This is a genomic window from Anaerolineales bacterium, assembly GCA_030583885.1.
GTDB lineage: Bacteria > Chloroflexota > Anaerolineae > Anaerolineales > Villigracilaceae > Villigracilis.
This window is the reverse complement of the sequence record CP129480.1, coordinates 2,921,303-2,934,959: the sequence shown is the minus strand read 5'-3', so window position 1 is coordinate 2,934,959 and position 13,657 is coordinate 2,921,303. Positions and strand designations below refer to the sequence as shown.

Here is a 13,657-nt window from a genome sequence, read left to right as displayed (position 1 = left end):
AAGTAACTACCGCATTTACACAAAACGTATTACATTCTTATGTCCTCCCGTCCCCACGTCCGCAACCGCTTCGTCTTAATCGGCGACCTTGCCCTCATCATCGTTTCGGTGCTGGGCAGTTTTGCGTTGCGGCTGGACGTGAACGAACTGCCGTATTACTTCCCCGCCGCCCTCGTCATGTGCGCGGTGGCATTGACGGTAAAAATCCCCGTCTATTATTTCTTCGGACTGTACCGCCGTTTGTGGATCTATGCCAGCACGAACGAACTGCGCCTCATCATCGTGGCAGTGACCACCGCCTCGGTGCTGACGGGCGGCGTGATGCTCGTGCTTATCAGCCTCGGTTGGATCCAGCCCGGCATGCCGCGCTCCGCCCTCGGCATTGACTGGCTTATCTCGCTCATCCTCATCGGCGGCTCGCGCTTTGTCTTACGGATTCTTGCGGAGCAATCGTCCGCGCAGGTCACCGACAAGACCCGCCGCGCGCTCATCATTGGCGCAGGGGACGCGGGCGCACTCGTCGTCCGCGAATTACAGAAATCATCTTCGCTCAACCTCCTCCCGGTCGGCTTTTTGGATGACGACCCCGCCAAGCAGGATCACAACATTTATGGTGTGACGGTCATTGGCAGGATCGACCAGCTTGAAATGGCCCTCGATACTAGACAAGTGGACGAAGTCATCATCGCCATCCCTGCCGCGCCGGGGCGCATCATCCGCCTTGTTAATGATGTTTGTCGGCGCAAAGGCATCACCTCGCGCATCATCCCCGGCATTTATGAATTGATCGGCGGAAAGGTCAGCGTCAACCGCCTGCGCGAAGTGGACATTACCGATCTCCTGCGGCGCGAGCCTGTCAGGATTGATGACCGTTTGATTGGCGCAACGCTGGGCGGTAAACGTATTCTCATTACGGGCGCGGGCGGCTCGATTGGCAGTGAACTTTGCCGCCAGGTCGCGCGCTGGAATCCAAGTGAATTGATCCTGCTTGGCCACGGCGAGAACAGCATCTTCGATATCCTGCTTGAACTGAACGGGGATTTCCCCGCGCTTTCGATCCAGCCCGTCATTGCGGATGTGCGCCACAAAAACCGCATCGAAGAAGTTTTCAAACAACACCAGCCGCAGGTGGTCTTCCATGCGGCGGCGCACAAACACGTCCCCTTGATGGAAGTCAATGTTGAAGAGGCATTCACGAACAATGCCCTCGGCACGAAGATCATTGTCGAGGCGGCTGGCAGGCACGGGGTCGAACGACTCGTGCTCATCTCCACCGATAAAGCTGTCCGCCCGGTCAGCGTCATGGGCGCGACCAAACGTCTCGCCGAGCTGGTCGTCCTCGATGCTGCACAGCAGCATGACCTCCCATATTCTGTTGTGCGCTTTGGCAACGTGCTTGGCAGCCGCGGCAGTGTCGTTCCCATTTTCAAGAGCCAGATCGCGCGCGGCGGACCCGTGATGGTCACGCATCCCGACATGCATCGTTATTTCATGACCATCCCCGAAGCCGTGCATCTTGTGTTGCAAGCCGCTTCGATGGGCGCGGGCGGCGAGGTGTTCATGCTCAACATGGGCGGGCAGGTTCGCATCCTCGACCTTGCCGAAGACCTCATCCGACTTTCGGGTCTCGAACCGCATCGTGACATCGAGATTCAATTTTCGGGCATACGCCCCGGCGAGAAGCTGCGCGAAGACCTGTTCGAAGACGGCGTGAATTTCGAACCGACCAAACATTCCGAGATCTATCGCATGTCTGAAGAGGAGCAGGTGGACGGCGACGCGCTGGTGCATGTGCTCGCCCAGCTGACCGACCTCGCGCGTCATTCCCGGCCCGACGACCTGATACAAGCCATCAATCATTTTCTCCCTTCGGGCTCGGTGCGGCAATGACGGAAGTCACTCTGACTGAGTGGAATCAATTCCTGACGAAATATCCTACTGCGCATCTCCTGCAGACGGGCGAGTGGGGCGAATTAAAAAATGGTTTCGGATGGACACCCGTCCGCGTTATTTCAGGTGATATGGGGGTTCAGGTTTTATTTCGCAAATTGCCGCCGGGTTTTACGATAGGTTATATTCCAAAAGTAAGCAGTGACCAGTTATCAGGGATCAGTGAACAGTTCTGGCAGAAAGTTGATTCGATCTGTAAAAAGAACCGTGCTGTCTTTCTCAAAGTCGAACCTGATCTCTGGGAAGGCCAATCACCTGACACCTGGCACATGACACTCCGCACCTCCCCCCATAATATCCAACCTCCCCGCACTATAATCGTTTCTATTAAGGAAGATGAAGAACAAATTCTTGCGCATATGAAACCCAAGTGCCGTTACAACATCCGCCTGGCCGAGAAAAAAGGTGTGACCGTCCGCGTATGGGACGACATCACCGCCTTCCACGACATGATGACCGTCACAGGCGGACGGGATGGATTCGGCGTGCATTCCAAAGAGTATTACCAGCGCGCGTATGAATTGTTCCATCCAAAAGGGACATGCGAACTTCTCCTCGCGGAATACGAAGGCAAACCGCTTGCGTCCCTGATGGTCTTTGCGAACGGCAAACGTGCCTGGTACGTCTATGGCGCGTCGAATAATGAAGAGCGCAACCGCATGCCGACCTATCTCATCCAATGGGAAGCCATTCGCTGGGCAAAGGCGCGCGGATGTGAAGAATACGATCTGTGGGGCGTCCCCGACCAGAACGAAGAGACCCTCGAAGCCCAATTCGAGTCACGGAACGACGGTTTATGGGGCGTCTATCGTTTCAAACGCGGATTCGGCGGCGAAGTGAAACGCGCCGTGCAGGCATTGGATAGAGTTTATAATCCATTGTTGTATTGGGTTTATACAAAATACGTGATGCGCAATTCGTAATGTGTAATTTGATCTTTGCGTATTATGTGTCACGCATTGCGAACTCTCTTTTATGACATCATCTTCCCAACCGCCCCGTCTCTGGAATCAAATCATTAGCCAACTCCCCAGCCCGCACTTCCTGCAAACCTACGAATGGGGACAGGTGAAGGCCAAGTATGGGTGGATTCCCTATTACGCTGTCTGGACGAAAGATGGAAAATTCACCGTCTCTCAAACCAATGAAAACTGGTCACTGGAAACTGGTCACTATCTCGCCGCCGCGCTCATCCTCAAACGCCAAGTCATCTCGCGCGGATTCGCCGCCCGCCTGTCCATTCTCTACGCTCCCAAAGGTCCGCTCATGGATTGGGAGGATGAGTCCCTTCGCAGGCGTGTATTGGATGATTTGCAGTCCTTTGCGAAGAAACAGGGTTCGATCTTCCTGAAAATTGATCCCGATGTGGTGCTGGGGCGCGGAGTCCCTCAAAGCGAGGATGAGATCCTGGAAAACGGCGGACAGGCTGTAATGTCCGGTTTGAGGCGCAGGGGCTGGGTGGAGTCGTCCGACCAGATCCAGTTCCGCAACACGGTCATCGTGGGTTTATCCGCCAGCGAAGAAGAAATCCTGATGCGCATGAAACAGAAGACGCGCTACAACGTCCGCCTGGCGGAGAAGAAGGGCGTGTCGGTGCGCATAGGCAAACTGGAGGATTGGGGGATGCTGTACAAGATGTATGCGGAGACATCTGTGCGCGATGGATTTGTGATCCGCGATGAAGAATATTACATGACAGTCTGGAAAACTTTTATGGCGAACACCGTCCACCGTCAACCGTCCACCGTCCCCTTGATTGCCGAAGTGGATGGGGAGCCTGTCGCCGCAATCTTCCTCTTCATGTTCGCAGGGCGTGCGTATTATGTGTATGGCATGTCGCGGGGTGTCCACCGCGAGAAGATGCCGACCTATCTCTTGCAATGGGAAGCGATGAAACTTGCCAAGGCGCGCGGCTGTTTGACCTACGACCTGTGGGGCGCGCCGGATGTTTTCGATGATAGCGACTCAATGTGGGGCGTATACCGCTTCAAGGAGGGTTTGGGCGGTGACGTAGTGCGCACGCTCGGCGCGTATGACTTTGCGCCCAGCAAGTTCTGGTATTCGATGTACTCAGATGTGATGCCGCGGGTGTTGAATTTTATGAGGTCAAGAGGAAAAGAGAATACACGCCGGCAGATTAGTGCGGAATAGAGTAGGTTCGAGCGAGTTCATGTCGACTGGGCTTCATGGTGTTACAATCCGACTTTATCTCATTCTTTGATATTGGAGGTGTACCCATGGAAAGTTCTGCTCCCGTCCCTTCTTCGTCTTCGCAGGAGAAACCTGAGAAAAAATTCCTACCTTTTGGAATTGGGATAGGGATTGGCTACGGTTTGTTGACATTGATTGTTGTTTTTCCTGTAACTTTTATTGTTTCCTTCTTCTTACTTAACGTTGTAGATTCTTATATTTACTCTACCGCAAGTTACTCTTTCGAAGCGATTATGCTCATTTTAGGCATATTGTCGCTTTTAATTTCTTTATTATTCGGCGGTGTTGCAGGGTTCTTTAGCGGACGGTCGGCATATCGAAGTGCGAATGAAAGCGGTGCTGTTCGCAATGCGGGGTTTGGGGTGTTATCTTGCAGTGTGGTGGGTTTGATCGGTTTTCTGGTGTTTCCTTTGTTGTGCGTTGCTGTCAGTGTTTTATTTCTTCTCCCGCTATTGTCTGTCGCGGGTGAGTCTGGTGGGACAATCATATTAATCTTTGTTGTCCCCATCATTGGAGTTTTTATTGCATATGTGGCGGCTGTGATTTCCGGGGCAGTGACGCATCGTATCCTTGCGCGGCGTTCTGCTGTATCAAAAAACGACAGCAAGAGCGAATAGAGCGTTTTATGAATATTCCGCGCTTAAGATTTGCCCATCTTCCCACATCAATTGAAGAACTGCCTAATTTGTCCAAAGCCTTAAATGGACCGCGCATTCTCGTCAAACGCGATGACCAGACCGGGCTGGCGTTCGGCGGGAACAAAACCCGCAAATTGGAATTCATCATTGCTGAAGCCCGCGAGCAGGGTGCGGATTTGCTCATTTCGGGCGGGGCGATGCAGTCCAATCACTGCCGTCAGACCGCGGCGGCGGCGGCGCGATACGGCTTCGAGTGCAAACTGGTGCTGACGGGCGAGAAGCCAAAACAGTCATCCGCCAATCTCCTGCTGGATGGACTCTTCGGCGCGGAGATCATCACCGTCGAAGACCGCGCCTTCCGCGACCAGACCTTGCAAAAGACCTTCGATGATGCCGTTGCAGCAGGGAAGAAACCCTATCTCGTCCCGTATGGCGGCTCCAGCCCGACAGGCGCGTTGGGTTATGCCTTTGCGGTGGAAGAATTCATGGGGCAAAACGTCCACGCGGATTGGATCGTCTTCGGCACATCCTCAGGCGGGACACACGCAGGACTGGTGTTGGGTCGGCGCTTGTTTGGGTTCAAGGGCAAAATACTGGGAATCAGCATTGACGAAACAGAGGACGATTTGAAAGATCATGTCTCTAAATTGGCATCGCAAGCCGGCGAGAAACTTGGTGGGCGTATCAACTTCACCCGTGATGATGTTCTCGCCAATGACAAGTATTGCCAGGCGGGCTATGGTGTGTTTGGGGAAGGGGAGCGCGAAGCCATCAACCTGTTCGCGCGTCACGAAGGCTTGCTGCTGGATCCCGTTTATACAGGGCGCGCCGCGGCGGGGATGATCGACCTCGTCCGCAATGGATTTTTCAAAAAGGACGAGACGGTTTTGTTCTGGCACACGGGCGGTCAACCCGCGTTGTTTGCGGATGGATATTCGGAGTCGCTTTTGAGTCCACGGCAAAAAAACAATTAAACACGAAGGTTACACCCCCTCCATGCTGGGGACGTAGGGACACAAAAACCTTTCATTATAAGCCCTCGTGTCCTTTGTGTTTAAGGCCTTTTGGCAATAGAGTTACTTTGTAAAACTTTTCTACCCAGCGTCACCACCGCGATCCCCACCCAGGCGACGTTCAGCCCCACGGACGGATACGCTTGCAAATACAGCGTGTTGATGATGAGCATCGTCCCTGCGGCGAAGTTCATTCCCTGATACGCCCACGAGTCCGCTTCCACTTTTTTGGCAGAGACCAATCCATACGCAATGAGATACAGGACCGTGCCGGTCCAGCCGATGATGTCAATGAGGATGCGTTCCATTATTCCAAAATCTCCACTTCCATGCCGATTTCGAGGTTACCTTCGCTCAACGGAATGACATTCACCCCGAACATTGCGCCGCCATCCCGTTTGCGGTAATCCCCCAATGTTTTGAGCGGCTCCTTATTACGCTCGAGCGACTCCTTATCAATTGTTGTCACCACACAACGCGCGCACGGCTTGACCAGTGCCATCTCGATTCCGTTGATTTTGATTCGTTTCCATAAATCCTCTGCAAACGGTTCGCAGCCCTTGACCACCAGGTTCGGGCGGAAGCGATTCATCGGGACGTGCAAATCAAGCCGCGAGTTTAAATCCTGAAGCGATTCTTCCGAAATGATCAAAATGGGGTAGCCGTCTGCAAATCCAGTGTGGTCATCATAGTTGATGGCATAGTCTGGATTGAGCCTGCGTTTGAAGCCATCCGCAAAATGGACAAGCCGAACGGAGATGCCAAGCCAATCCGAAAACCATGCAGCGGATTGGTCACCCTGATCGATGGCATGCACGTCCTTGCTCGCCCAAATATCAACCAGCGTGGGCGTGCCGGACTTTCGAATCCCGATTTGCAGCGAATCGAAATTTGGCGCGGAAAGCGTCAGTGAATCGTTTCGCAGTGTCGGCGTGACCAACGCCAAACGCGGATGTTCGCGCTGGGTGAGGAACCCGCCATCGGGCGTGACGACCATCATGCGGCGGTCGTGTTCTAGTCCCATGCGCTCGACGTTGGATGCCCGCACATTGAATCCGCGGCAGGCTTTGATGGGGTAATGGGTGAGATCGGAAACGGTGATCATACAATCCCTTCATAAATGATCTTTGAGATTTGTGCCATGCAGTGATGCGCGTCTTTATCTTCAGAAAAGCCACGCGTGAAAAGCGAGATGATATACGGCCTGCGGGCGGAAGGAAAGACGATGCCGACGTCATGGAAGAAATCATCCGACCAGCCGGTTTTGTGCGCCACTTTCACATCGGCAGGCAGCAGCGCGGGGATGCTTTCATTGAATGCCTGCCCGGACATCACTTCGATCATTTCGTCACAGGCTTCTCTCGAAATGAGCCTGCCTTCCGCGATCAGCCGCAGCAAGTGCGTGGAACTGTGCGCGCTGGCGGAATTATTGATATTCAGGCGCTGGGCTTTTTTATCCTCCAGCCCGCGGATGACGGCCATGTCCGCGATGCCGAGTTCCTTGATGAATGCATCCACGCGTGAGGTTCCAACGCGCTCCATTAAAAGATTTGCGGCAAGGTTCGACGAACGCACGATCATCAGGCGGTTCAACTCGCGGATGGTTTCGGTTTCACCAATGCGTTTATATAGAGTGGGTTCAGAATCATCCGCTTCTTCGAGCGTATACCCGCTGCCATCCGCGATGCTTTTGAAGGAGTTGAGGATCGTCAGTCGTTCGTCCGCCGAAAGCAAACCGGCCCCCGCCTGGCGAAACACTTCCATCATCACCGTCACTTTCATCGTGCTGGCGGGGTGCATCATTTCATCGGCGTTGATCAAAATATCCGTTTCTGTTTCCAGATCATGCACGGCAATCGAGATGGTCTGCCCTTTGAATTGGGAAAGGAACGTTTCGAGTTGATTCATGTGCAGGATCATATCCACAGGATCATATCCACGGGGTTCCATCAAACCCCTTCGACCACAACCATATTCGATGTTGCGTATGTGTGGCGCAGTTCTCTTGCCCCGCTGTATTCGGACGAATTGAGCCACTTTTTTGCCTGCTGGATGCTCTCGAATTGTAAAATGACCAGTCGTTTTGGCGACCATTCGCCTTCGAGGGTTTCCGTCTGCCCTCCGCGCGCGATGTAGCTGCCTCCGTACAACTCAACCGCAGGCGGGGCGAGTCTTTTGTATTCCTCATACCCTTTGGGATCCGTCACGTCGATATCTACAACAACGTAGGCTGTCATGCTGTCTCCTTCTATAAAATGGCAAACAAATACAACCTCCTTTGGGGAGGTCCTGCACTGGAATATTGAAATGAAAAGTCCCCTTTTCTCAGAAAGTGCTAGCCGCCGCTTTCGTACTTGAAAGACACCTTCACTTTGGCGCGGTAGGTTGCAACCTTGCCGTCTTCAATGACCATGTCCAGTTCGACGATTTCCGCAACGCGCAGTTCGCGCAGGGATTGCGCAGCGCGTTCCACCGCCGCGGCGGCGGCTTTCTCCCACGATTCCGTGCTGGTGCCGACCAGTTCGATCACTTTGTAAACGCTCTCTGCCATGGCTCACTCCTTTCAGGAACACTATACGATAATTTCTATGGCAATGCAACATGCTTGACCCGAATGTCCACCGCCAGCGCGCCCTTCGCCAGCACGCGCAGCGGGTTGATCTCGATCTCTTCGATTTCATCATGCTCATGTGCGAGACGGGATAGCTTGATCAAGACGTCCCTGACCGCCTCCTGATCCACAGGCGGGATGTTACGGAAGCCTTTGAGTTTTCTCCCCGCCCACGTTCTGCGCATCATGGACTCCGCCTCAACCTGATTCAACGGACCCAGGCAGAAAGCCACATCCTTGAGCCCCTCCACCTCCACGCCGCCCGAGCCGAACATCATCAATGGACCGAACTGTTTATCGCGCACCATCCCGACGATGACTTCCTGTCCCTCCACGATCTGGCGTTGGATATGCACACCTTCGATGCCTGGCGGGGGAATCAGTTTTTCGATCCTCTTCATCATTTGCGCGTAGCCGGATTGAAGAACGGAGGCATCTTTGATATTCAATAACACTCCGCCCACATCGGATTTATGCAAAATATCAGGCGATGCGATCTTCATCACCACAGGGTAGCCAAGTTCGTTCGCGATGCCGATGGCTTCGGCTTCGTTTCGCGCCAGTTTAATGGGTTCCGTTGGAATGCCGTAGACATTCATCAGTTCTTCAGTGTCGAAAACATGGTTAATGGTTAATGGGTATTTCCTTTGAACTGCGAAGCCCCCGGAATGGGGGTCATGCCATTTGTGTTTAATAAATTCTGCCCGCCTTGCCAGCGCCCCCAGCGCGGAGGCCGCCTGCTCAGGGAACGGATACGTCATAACCTTTGAACTTGCGAACGTTGCAGCAGCTTTTTCGACCAACCTCGAACCCAGCAAAGCGATGACGACTGGTTTCCCAAATTTACCGATCACTTCATTCAACGCCTTTGCCACTTCCTCCGCTTTGAACATCGGCGGGGGAGGCAGGACGACCATGACCGCATCCACATCTTCGTCTTTCAAAAGGATGTTCAAGCACTCCGCATAATGCCCGGGCGAGGCGGAGGCGAGCATATCCACCGGGTTGTGGATATTGGCGGCGGGTGGCAGAAGGGCTGATAACGCCTCCAGCGTGGAGTCGTTCAAATGGGCAAGAACCAGCCCCTCCCGTTCGAGTGCGTCGGCGGCAATGACGCCGGGTCCGCCTGCGTTGGTCAAAATCCCGATGCGGTTCCCCCTCGGCAGCGGACAATTCTCCAGTGCCCGCGCCCAATCGAACATCTGCCCGGCGGTTTCAGCACGCAGCACGCCCGCTTTTTCGAAGGCGGCATCGAAGGCGGTGTCAGATGCCGCCAGCGCGCCCGTGTGGGATGCAGCGGCTTTTTGTCCCGCTTCGAAACGCCCGACCTTCAGCGCAATGACGGGCTTTTGCTTTGCAACGTCGCTGGCAGTTTTCACAAAACGCCTGCCGTCCGGGATGCTTTCCATGTACATCACGATGACGTTGGTGTGCGGGTCGTCCGCGAGCATGGGCAGCATGTCGGTCTCGTTGACATCCGCCTGATTGCCGAGGCTGACGATGCGCGAGAAGCCGAAGTCCTGCCCGCGCGCCCAGTCCACGATGGCGGCGGCGAATGCTCCCGAATGAGAGAGGAAGCCGATGCCGCCTTTTTCCGGCATGGGCGGCTGCAGGAAGGTGGTATCGAGCGGGAGATGGGTATCGATGGTGCCGATGCAGTTGGGACCCAGCAGCCGCATGCCATGTGCGCGGGCGATGTCCATGCATTGTTGTTCGAGTTTCGCACCTTCCGCGCCGACTTCGCGAAAGCCGGCCGAGACGATGATGGCTGCCTTGATCCCGCGTTCCGCGCAATCCTGGATGGCACGCGGCGTCGCGGACGTTGGGACGAGCAGGATGGCAAGGTCAAGCGGGTCGGGGATGTCCTGCAGGCTGGTGTGGATTGTTTTCTCGAAGACTTCACCGCTCTTTTGCGCAACCAGATGGATCGCACCGTTGTATGCGCTTTGGATGAGATTGCGCGCCACGCCGTAGCCGAGCTTTTCAGGGGAGGTGGATGCGCCAAGGATGACGATGCCCTTTGGATCAAAGAAGGGGAGCAGGGAGGTGTCCATGCGGGGATTATAACCACGATGCCCTTTGGATACTATGGGAACGGAAACAGACGCTGTCCGTTTGGCACATGCTGCACGGGAGTATAATAACCCGCGAGGAAAGAGGTGTAAGATGAAGAAAAGCTTTGGTAATTTTGCGTTCCTGACCTGCATGCTTTTTCTGGTCACGCTTGCATGTGTTACAGGGGCGGACCCAGGGGGGACGCAAACCGATCAGGCAGCCAGCGGGACTGAGCCGACTGATTCCCCGGTCCCAACCACCCCTATACCGACAGCTGTTCAACATGAAATGATGCCTTCTGAACTGCCGGCCGTGCGAAGCGGGCTGGCGGGCGACCAGGATTCGTCCATTACTGCAGACCAGAAGCGCGCCCCGAGCGGCGACCGTTTCACGTTTGGGAGCTTTGAACGTCCGTTCAACAGCGGGACGATGGAAACCTATTACCCGCATATCGATATCCTCATGACGGAGTTCTACCAGGATGATGCCTGGATCTATGGGGTCATCACTGTAAAGGGCGGTGAGTCCAGCCGCGGCCTGGACGGAAAATATGCCTTCGAGATCGACCTGGATGTGGACGGCAGGGGCGACTGGCTGATCCTTGCCAGCCAGCCCTCCTCCACGGAATGGACCACGGAAGGGGTGGAGGTGTGGACCGACTCGAACAAGGATGTGGGCGGAGCCGTGCCGGTCAATGCGGACACGCCGCCGCCCGGCGGGGACGGTTTTGAAACGCTGGTCTTCGGCAGGGGCGTGGGGGATGACCCGGACCTGGCGTGGTCGCGTATTTCGCCAACAGATCCGAACTCGGTGCAGATCGCGGCGAAAGCCTCCCTCCTTGGCGGTGACAAGGCCTTCATGGTCGGGATGTGGGCCGGCGGCGAGGACCTCGACCCGGCCCTGTTCGACATCAACGATCATTTCACGCACGACCAGGCCGGTTCGCCGCTGAAGGAATTCGAGTTCTATTATCCGATCAAGGAGATCTCGGAACTGGATAATGCCTGCCGCATGGCGATCGGGTTTCAGCCGCGCGGAGGCGAGCCGGGGTTGTGCCCGCTGCCTCCCGCTGCGGAACGTGAACCGGATCAGCCGGTGAGCTGCCCGGAACAATATGTCGTCTGTTTTGTATTTGGGAACCAGACTGTCTGTTATTGCAATCAGCCGTAGCCCGATTTTGTTTTGAGAATCAGGCTTGCTGAAATTAAGGCTGGCATAAGAGCGCCAGCCTTGTTTTTTTCTCTGCATTATAATAACGTCCGTCTCGCGCAACTCGCGGGAGAAGGAGATTGAATGAAAAACGCGCGTTATATGTTGTTTGCATATACCCTGATGTTCATCCTGATTTTATCGGCCTGCGCTGCGCCGCCCACCGCGGAGACGGTGATCGTGGTGGTGACAGCCACGGATGCACCGCCCACCGAGATGCCGACGGCGGAACCCACTCCCGCATTGGCGCCGGTTGCGCTGGCTGGCCCGAAAAGCGGCGATAAAATGAAATGGGTGGATGGAAGTGTTTTGGTGTACGTGCCCGCCGGGGATTTCATGATGGGCGATGGCGTTTATGCGCTTGCCCACAATGTTTCCCTGGACGGGTATTGGATCCAGCAGACCAAGGTGACCAACCGCATGTACGAACAATGTGTGAAGGTTGGTTCATGTACTGCGCCGAAACAGGAGTTGGGCGGAGCGGTGTTCGGCAACCCGCAGTTTGTTAACCATCCCGTCGTCGGTGTCAACTGGGATCAGGCGCAGGCGTATTGTGCCTGGGCGCAGGGGAGCCTGCCCAGCGAGGCGCAGTGGGAAAAAGCCGCGCGCGGCACGAATGGCAACACCTACCCCTGGGGAACCACCCCTCCGTCCTGCAGCCTGTTGAACTTCCGTAATTGCGTGGGACGCACCACGGAGGTGGATGCCTTTCCCGCCGGAGCCAGCCCGTACGGATTATTGGACATGGCCGGCAATGTCTTCGAATGGATCGGCGACTGGTACAGCGAAGGGTATTACAGCCTGTCGCCTGCCAGCAACCCAACTGGGCCGGAGAGCGGCGAGTACCGCGTCATCCGCGGCAGTTCCTTCGAAACTGTCTCCGCCGAGCAGGTTGCCCTGACGATTCGCCGCTCTGGAACGACACAGACTGACAGCCGGCGCGATACCGGCTTCCGCTGTGTCGTTCCAGAGCCTCAACCGCTTGCGCCCTATTGCCAGTTGACCGCTTTCGTGCCGACCGGCGCCATCGTGTCAGACGGGTGCCAGCTGCCCGAAGGATTCCAGGTCAACCAGTATTGCTCGGCGGGCGACGGCTACGGCACGGTTCAAATTTCCTTCAATTCAATTTGGGAGGTGCGCGGGACCCGCATGCAGTGCCGGGAGGTGATCGAAGGCGGGATCCGGCAGTTGGTCTGCCGCGGACCGCGAGGCATCGAATCCACGAATGAGGTGCTGGTCTGCAATTCATCCTGCACGGGCAGCCCGGATGTGACCGGGGTCAGCCCGGTCTGTGATTCCGGCTATACCCTCGACCCGTCCACGGGTGCCTGTAATTACACACCCGTCCTGCGGCAGGCGGGTGTGGGGGGCTGTCCGCTGGGATATGCGCTGCTGGACCGCGGCGGACAGCAGACCTGCGCGGCCGCGCCGGATGCCAATGGCTTGTGCCCGGCCGGGACGTATTTCGATGGGCTGGCCGGCGTGTGCGCGCCCCCGAACGGGAATGTGGATGTACCCTATGGTATCGACAATACCTCGCTTGCGGCGCAGACCTATGCGGGCTGCGCGCAGGGATATACCTACAGTGAGAATTTCCAATGCTGTCAGGCGGTCACCGGCGGGACCTATCCCGGCTGTGCGCCCGGCTACACCTTCAGCGCGGACGTCGGCGCCTGCACCCCGGCCGAGGTCAACCTCGGCGGGGAGGGCTGTGTGGTGGTGCGCGTCAATACGTTGAAGTGCAGCACGCCTGTGAATGTATGCGCGGGATACCTGTATGAAACGCCCTGTGCGTTTGCGCCCGAATGTCGATGGAATGAGCAAGATAACGTATGTGAGCAGAAACAACCGTAACCGCATCGATCTCCAATTCTCCCGCCGGGCCGTTCATGGTCCGGCGGGATTTTTTTATGACCTACGGGGGATGTTGAAAATTGTGTACACCACGGGAGATATATGTATAATATTTT

13 protein-coding genes are annotated in these 13,657 nt (G+C 55.7%); 7 read left to right on the top strand and 6 right to left on the bottom strand.

Going from position 1 to position 13,657, the window contains the following annotated elements:
* Window positions 1-39: 39 nt before the first annotated feature.
* The 5 genes from QY332_14530 (at window position 40) to QY332_14510 (ending at window position 5,773) form a co-directional block, all read left to right on the top strand.
* Window positions 40-1,890: a nucleoside-diphosphate sugar epimerase/dehydratase gene (locus QY332_14530; GenBank protein WKZ34833.1), complete on the top strand. Its 1,851-nt coding sequence runs from the start codon at window positions 40-42 to the stop codon at window positions 1,888-1,890.
* Window positions 1,887-2,873: a peptidoglycan bridge formation glycyltransferase FemA/FemB family protein gene (locus QY332_14525; protein ID WKZ34832.1), complete on the top strand. Its 987-nt coding sequence runs from the start codon at window positions 1,887-1,889 to the stop codon at window positions 2,871-2,873. The genes QY332_14530 and QY332_14525 overlap by 4 nt, the downstream gene beginning before the upstream one ends.
* Window positions 2,874-2,925: 52 nt before the next feature.
* Window positions 2,926-4,101: a peptidoglycan bridge formation glycyltransferase FemA/FemB family protein gene (locus tag QY332_14520; GenBank protein ID WKZ34831.1), complete on the top strand. Its 1,176-nt coding sequence runs from the start codon at window positions 2,926-2,928 to the stop codon at window positions 4,099-4,101.
* Window positions 4,102-4,187: 86 nt separating this feature from the next.
* On the top strand, window positions 4,188-4,778 hold the full coding sequence (locus QY332_14515; GenBank protein WKZ34830.1) for a hypothetical protein: 591 nt from the start codon (window positions 4,188-4,190) through the stop codon (window positions 4,776-4,778).
* Between the two features lie 8 nt (window positions 4,779-4,786).
* Window positions 4,787-5,773, top strand: a complete 987-nt coding sequence (locus QY332_14510; GenBank protein ID WKZ34829.1) for a D-cysteine desulfhydrase family protein — start codon at window positions 4,787-4,789, stop codon at window positions 5,771-5,773.
* 80 nt (window positions 5,774-5,853) lie between these two features.
* Here QY332_14510 and QY332_14505 read toward each other — a convergent pair whose 3' ends face one another.
* The 6 genes from QY332_14505 to QY332_14480 all read right to left on the bottom strand — a co-directional run bounded on the left by QY332_14505 (window position 5,854) and on the right by QY332_14480 (window position 10,477).
* Window positions 5,854-6,120: a hypothetical protein gene (locus tag QY332_14505; protein WKZ34828.1), complete on the bottom strand. Its 267-nt coding sequence runs from the start codon at window positions 6,118-6,120 to the stop codon at window positions 5,854-5,856.
* Window positions 6,120-6,917 carry an MOSC domain-containing protein gene (locus tag QY332_14500; protein ID WKZ34827.1) on the bottom strand — a complete coding sequence of 266 codons (798 nt, stop codon included), beginning with the start codon at window positions 6,915-6,917 and terminating at the stop codon, window positions 6,120-6,122. The genes QY332_14505 and QY332_14500 overlap by 1 nt, the downstream gene beginning before the upstream one ends.
* Complete coding sequence (locus QY332_14495; protein WKZ34826.1) at window positions 6,914-7,720, bottom strand: serine hydrolase; 807 nt, start codon at window positions 7,718-7,720, stop codon at window positions 6,914-6,916. Before QY332_14495 ends, QY332_14500 begins: the two co-directional genes overlap by 4 nt.
* A 41-nt stretch (window positions 7,721-7,761) precedes the next feature.
* On the bottom strand, window positions 7,762-8,049 hold the full coding sequence (locus tag QY332_14490; GenBank protein WKZ34825.1) for a DUF1330 domain-containing protein: 288 nt from the start codon (window positions 8,047-8,049) through the stop codon (window positions 7,762-7,764).
* A 98-nt stretch (window positions 8,050-8,147) separates the two neighbouring features.
* Window positions 8,148-8,363 (bottom strand): dodecin family protein, encoded by a 216-nt coding sequence (locus QY332_14485; GenBank protein ID WKZ34824.1) that lies wholly within the window; start codon window positions 8,361-8,363, stop codon window positions 8,148-8,150.
* 35 nt (window positions 8,364-8,398) lie between these two features.
* Window positions 8,399-10,477: an acetate--CoA ligase family protein gene (locus tag QY332_14480; protein ID WKZ34823.1), complete on the bottom strand. Its 2,079-nt coding sequence runs from the start codon at window positions 10,475-10,477 to the stop codon at window positions 8,399-8,401.
* Window positions 10,478-10,589: 112 nt separating this feature from the next.
* Here QY332_14480 and QY332_14475 point away from each other — a divergent pair, with 112 nt between their 5' ends.
* Window positions 10,590-11,648, top strand: coding sequence for a hypothetical protein (locus tag QY332_14475; protein ID WKZ34822.1), 1,059 nt, complete (start codon window positions 10,590-10,592; stop codon window positions 11,646-11,648).
* A gap of 123 nt (window positions 11,649-11,771) precedes the next feature.
* The gene (locus QY332_14470) at window positions 11,772-13,541 is read left to right on the top strand and encodes an SUMF1/EgtB/PvdO family nonheme iron enzyme (GenBank protein ID WKZ34821.1); all 1,770 of its coding nucleotides are present in this window, start codon (window positions 11,772-11,774) and stop codon (window positions 13,539-13,541) included.
* Window positions 13,542-13,657: the final 116 nt, after the last annotated feature.

Excerpts from the sequence above, each read along its gene's own strand:
- QY332_14530 (WKZ34833.1), top strand. The coding sequence starts at position 40 with ATGTCCTCCCGTCCCCACGTCCGCAACCGCTTCGTCTTAATCGGCGAC.
- QY332_14485 (WKZ34824.1), bottom strand. The coding sequence starts at position 8,363 with ATGGCAGAGAGCGTTTACAAAGTGATCGAACTGGTCGGCACCAGCACG.
- QY332_14470 (WKZ34821.1), top strand. The coding sequence starts at position 11,772 with ATGAAAAACGCGCGTTATATGTTGTTTGCATATACCCTGATGTTCATC.
- QY332_14520 (WKZ34831.1), top strand. The coding sequence starts at position 2,926 with ATGACATCATCTTCCCAACCGCCCCGTCTCTGGAATCAAATCATTAGC.
- QY332_14525 (WKZ34832.1), top strand. The coding sequence starts at position 1,887 with ATGACGGAAGTCACTCTGACTGAGTGGAATCAATTCCTGACGAAATAT.
- QY332_14515 (WKZ34830.1), top strand. The coding sequence starts at position 4,188 with ATGGAAAGTTCTGCTCCCGTCCCTTCTTCGTCTTCGCAGGAGAAACCT.
- QY332_14510 (WKZ34829.1), top strand. The coding sequence starts at position 4,787 with ATGAATATTCCGCGCTTAAGATTTGCCCATCTTCCCACATCAATTGAA.
- QY332_14495 (WKZ34826.1), bottom strand. The coding sequence starts at position 7,720 with ATGAATCAACTCGAAACGTTCCTTTCCCAATTCAAAGGGCAGACCATC.
- QY332_14490 (WKZ34825.1), bottom strand. The coding sequence starts at position 8,049 with ATGACAGCCTACGTTGTTGTAGATATCGACGTGACGGATCCCAAAGGG.
- QY332_14480 (WKZ34823.1), bottom strand. The coding sequence starts at position 10,477 with ATGGACACCTCCCTGCTCCCCTTCTTTGATCCAAAGGGCATCGTCATC.
- QY332_14500 (WKZ34827.1), bottom strand. The coding sequence starts at position 6,917 with ATGATCACCGTTTCCGATCTCACCCATTACCCCATCAAAGCCTGCCGC.
- QY332_14505 (WKZ34828.1), bottom strand. The coding sequence starts at position 6,120 with ATGGAACGCATCCTCATTGACATCATCGGCTGGACCGGCACGGTCCTG.
- QY332_14475 (WKZ34822.1), top strand. The coding sequence starts at position 10,590 with ATGAAGAAAAGCTTTGGTAATTTTGCGTTCCTGACCTGCATGCTTTTT.